The organism is Bacillus sp. H1a (assembly GCF_000633475.1).
In the GTDB taxonomy this organism is placed as follows: domain Bacteria; phylum Bacillota; class Bacilli; order Bacillales; family Bacillaceae_G; genus Bacillus_A; species Bacillus_A paramycoides.
The window spans coordinates 1-4197 of sequence record NZ_AYMH01000096.1 but is presented as its reverse complement, the minus strand read 5'-3'; the positions used below and the strand labels follow the sequence as shown (position 1 = coordinate 4197).

The 4197-nt window shown below is 32.0% G+C and carries 4 protein-coding genes and 1 pseudogene; 4 read left to right on the top strand and 1 reads right to left on the bottom strand.

Annotated elements, in window-relative coordinates; all coding sequences use genetic code 11:
- Positions 1-695: 695 nt before the first annotated feature.
- Positions 696-1382, top strand: coding sequence for an alpha/beta hydrolase (locus U860_RS0129725; RefSeq protein WP_025151331.1), 687 nt, complete (start codon positions 696-698; stop codon positions 1380-1382).
- Positions 1383-1977: 595 nt separating this feature from the next.
- On the opposite strand, the gene U860_RS36930 is transcribed toward U860_RS0129725, so the two are convergent.
- Positions 1978-2109, bottom strand: a complete 132-nt coding sequence (locus U860_RS36930) for a hypothetical protein (RefSeq protein ID WP_275887073.1) — start codon at positions 2107-2109, stop codon at positions 1978-1980.
- A 217-nt stretch (positions 2110-2326) separates the two neighbouring features.
- On the opposite strand from U860_RS36930, the gene U860_RS0129715 reads away from it, so the two are divergent.
- The 3 genes and pseudogenes from U860_RS0129715 to U860_RS36710 all read left to right on the top strand — a co-directional run.
- A complete protein-coding gene (locus U860_RS0129715) occupies positions 2327-2581 on the top strand; it encodes a hypothetical protein (protein ID WP_025151330.1) in 255 nt (84 codons plus the stop codon).
- Between the two features lie 11 nt (positions 2582-2592).
- Entirely contained in the window at positions 2593-2991 is a 399-nt protein-coding gene (locus U860_RS0129710; RefSeq protein WP_025151329.1) for a hypothetical protein, read from the top strand.
- Between the two features lie 141 nt (positions 2992-3132).
- A pseudogene (locus tag U860_RS36710) lies at positions 3133-3318 on the top strand (hypothetical protein); the annotation flags it as partial.
- Positions 3319-4197: the final 879 nt, after the last annotated feature.

The following is a 4197-nucleotide window of genomic DNA, read 5'->3' as shown; positions in this document are numbered from 1 at the left end:
AAGCTGGTTTTATTGCTATAAGGGGTTCAGTCGAGATATACACGTATCTCGGTTGAATCCCTTATAGGAGAACATGCTGCATGATTTTACGGAGTGATGAAAGAATTTTTCTTATATAAGCCTTGACCATGGGATCCGCATATTAATCAAGAGGAATTATTCATATAAAAAAGCTCTTCATTTGTTATTTTTAGGTCATAGATGTTAAACTCAATAAAATCAAAGGTAGGAACATATTTGATATGTACAAAATGTTCCTTTCTTTTTATTATGTGGCGAGACTCCACATCCATCAACTTGAGAATTTTTTAACGCCCCTAAAACAAAAAAATGTACATTTTCACCAGGAGATGTCAATTTTCTCGTTTTAGGGTATTTTCTTTTCTTAGCTTGATTGTGATGGAAATAAATTAGAGTTTATTTTTATCTTACATGATGATCCATGTGAATTAGAATATGCATCTTATTTAAGTGAATGGGATGCGGAACACCAAGAAAAACAAATGAGATTGTATCTATAAAACGGAAAAAACATTATTCTTTTTGTAAAAATATACAGAAAGGATGACGTTTTTTATATTTGAGAGTATTAAAATCTCTTAAGTTGAGGGGCATATAAGGTTAATTTTGTAAAAATGTATTATAATGGATTTTTGGAATATCAAATGTTAAATGTATTAGAGAGGAGATATATTATGGCAACATTTATACTTATACATGGTGCATGGGATGGTGGATATGTTTGGAGGGAAGTTGCAACACAGTTGAGAAAAGAGGGGCATGAAGTATATACACCTACATTAACTGGACTTGGAGAAAGAGCGCATCTTTCACATCCGAGTGTAGGATTAAAAACATATATTCAAGATATTGTGAACGTTATTCACTATGAAAAATTAAAGGAGGTTATTTTAGTAGGGCATAGCTATGCTGGAATGGTAATAACGGGGGTTGCAGAAGTTATTCCAGAATGTATTAAAAATATTGTGTATATTGACGCGATGATTCCAAATAACGGAGATTCTGTAATGGATATTTCTGGACCGGAAATGTCTGCACATTTTATAGAAGAAGTAAAGGTTCATGGAGATGGATGGCGTATTATTCCAAGAAATGCATCAGATCAAAGAAAAGTTGCTATGCCGCTATTAGCATTTACACAATCAATTGAAATGAATAATTCGATAGTGAATGAGATCCCACATACATATATAGAAATTCTTGATCATCCTGCAAATTGGCCAATGGCCCCTATTTTTCAAAGATCTGCTGAAATAGCAAAGGAAAGAAAATGGGATGTATATTCTATTCAAAGAGGTGGGCATTGGGTTATGCAAACAAACCATGAAGAATTAGCTAGTATTTTAGAAAGATGTAGTTAATAGCATAAAAAGAATGTACATAAGAAATTTGCTTAGTGTATATTTTCATTAAAATGTTGGTGGTTCGTCTATTATGGATAATATTAAACCGAGAAAATCACTAGCCGTGACTGAAGTAGTTATTAAAAATCAAAAATAATCGTTGGACTTATATAGTCTTAAAGGCTAAGGTATCTATGAAGATAAGTTCTCACCGTTTGTAAAGGCTGTTCCAACTAATTAATAATTAAGAAGACTATCCCTGTGCACAAGCAAGAAGATAGTCTTTTTTGTAAAAATTAAGTAACTGAGAAATAAAGAAAAAACAAATTAAGTTTTTGGAATTCATTAACTTTAGAAAATAACGTTTTCTTTACACTTGGGGGTATTTCAAAATCTTTAACTTGATGGGCATGGGGTACCGCCACACATCCATCAACCTAATATTTTGTAGTACCCCCCAGAACGAAATTTTGTACAAACTTGTAACAAAAAAGCTCATTTTTTCGTTTTGGGGTAATTCGGAATTCTTAAGTTAATGGGCATGTAAGGGACCCTAGTTAGAAATCCCCTTATTTCCATTAATTTGATAGTACTAGGGATAGATGGTATATAATTAATACTCGAATGGTAGGTCAGAAATAGTCTGTCCTTTTTCCTCTTCATGATCTTCACAACATAATGCTATACCTGGTATAATTCCCCCTTCCTTTAACGCAAGCGCTATCATTTCTTCTTTATCTTGCATACTTTTCACCTTGCATAATTAATAAAATACCATATTAAGATGGAACGTTTTGTCAAATTATGTCGAAAAAATCGATGCTGAATTTTTTCAACATAGCTTATAATATTCAGAAATTTATTACTAACGATAGTGCTCCTTCTAAGGATTTCAAACTGGTTCTGGTGCAAAAACTATAATATACGTGTAAGTAATCTCTAAAATAGAGAGGGGTATTAAGATGGTCGAAAACATCAAAACAGGTATTCAATCAGCAAAAGGTGAAGAACTAAAACTAGGTGATGTGTTAAGCGGTGATAGATTACTAGACACAGTAGTTGGAAAAGAAGAGGAAGGTCAATTACATGCACAAGTGGTAAGTGAACCGCTTATTACATTTGGTTTAGAGGATTTCTTACGTCAAAACAGACATGTAGTCGTATCTGAACATACAAATGAACATAAACGTAGTAAAAAGAAAATATTTGAAGAATAGGGGTAGGGAAGATGGGGAAATTGGAGAAAGACCAAAAAGTAGTTGCACTTACATTTGAAGGGTTGACACCATGCACCATTGTAAGAGTTGGTTGGTTTACAATAATGGTAGAGGTAGTAGAAACAAAACACCTCTACTCGATAAGAAAAGGTAAGATAACTCCTTTAGAAGAAGACAAACATTATTTCTTACAAGAACGCATTGACGAAGATGGAAACTATGAAATGGGGAGGGTTTTCGGTGGGATTGAAGATGAAGACTTAGAGAGTGTGAAGGAAGAATTTGAGACAAACAAGGATTTAGAAAGATATGAAGACTTCCATAATCCATCAGAAGGAAAAGGGTATGACGGACAATGGTATACAACAATTAAAACAGGTAGTGAGTTGTTAAAACAATATTTTAATTAGGCAGTTACATAAAAGGAGAGATGGGATCATTTTAAAAAGCTTTATCATCAACATAAAGATGATGGGTTCTGGTGCAAAAACTTCAAGGTAATTACAAGTAATCTCTAAAAATTGGACATACTGATACCTCTAGAAGCGGTAGCCAAAAATACAGACTTCACAAAATATCCTACAGGTTTTGATGAGGTTACTAAATATGTAAAAGAACATAAAAAATTACCGGATAATTATATTACCAAAGAACAAGCTAAATTTTTAGGGTGAAAGCGTCGGGAAGGTAATTTACATGAAGTAGCTCCTGGGAAAAGTATGGGTGGCGATATTTTTTGAAATAAATACAAAGGAAGGCTACATGAACCGGCATTTTTTCTCACATATCTCAAAAATCAAGAATACTCTTTGTTTTGAGATATGAGACATTTTTAGCTTAGAATTAAAACTTTTTACCTATTAATATATTAATTTAATAATGTAAATCTTAAATAACAGAAGTAAATTTTTTTTAGTAAAAGATTCTGTGACCATCCTAGATCGATTTACTGCATTACGCTATCCATAACATAGACCGGAAAATGAGCAAATTCCCACTTTCCATCTCAATGACACAAGATTACTATTCATTTTGAGATGAAGATTCGATGAAATCCTCAACTATCGATAATATATGTTATGTAAACTATAAAATTATAAACTCATATAGACAGCCCTTGAACTACTCCCCACTACAAACAGTCCATAAGGACATTAAGTGATGAGTAGTTCGAGTCTATCTTCTAACTGAATCTAGATTATTTTATGTTTTCATTTTAGTCTTAAGAACAATTAGAATTAACTCCAGTGGGCCTTTTTAATTCCTTCTGGGAACGTGTTTTTAATTATTTCAGCAACATTATGTTTTTTCGGTTTGCCATCCTTATATAATTTGATATTGGTCTGGAATAAAGTTTAACCAGAAATGTTTTACAAACCCTTATTTGATAAGAGAAAAAAGGAATCCATTTTGAAAAAAGATTGATCAAAACGGAATTCTACTTTGCGAAACATTATACAATTTTTATAAAAAAGCTTAATTGAAAATTATATAGACGTCTCATTTTTATATACATAAAATATTTTATACTTTACGCTCTTTAAAAAAATTAGACGCAATGAAACAAGCTATTCCAGCAATAAGAACACTAAATGATAATACTTTATTTGTATTTT

Excerpts from the sequence above, each read along its gene's own strand:
- U860_RS0129725 (WP_025151331.1), top strand. The coding sequence starts at position 696 with ATGGCAACATTTATACTTATACATGGTGCATGGGATGGTGGATATGTT.
- U860_RS36930 (WP_275887073.1), bottom strand. The coding sequence starts at position 2,109 with ATGCAAGATAAAGAAGAAATGATAGCGCTTGCGTTAAAGGAAGGGGGA.
- U860_RS0129715 (WP_025151330.1), top strand. The coding sequence starts at position 2,327 with ATGGTCGAAAACATCAAAACAGGTATTCAATCAGCAAAAGGTGAAGAA.
- U860_RS0129710 (WP_025151329.1), top strand. The coding sequence starts at position 2,593 with ATGGGGAAATTGGAGAAAGACCAAAAAGTAGTTGCACTTACATTTGAA.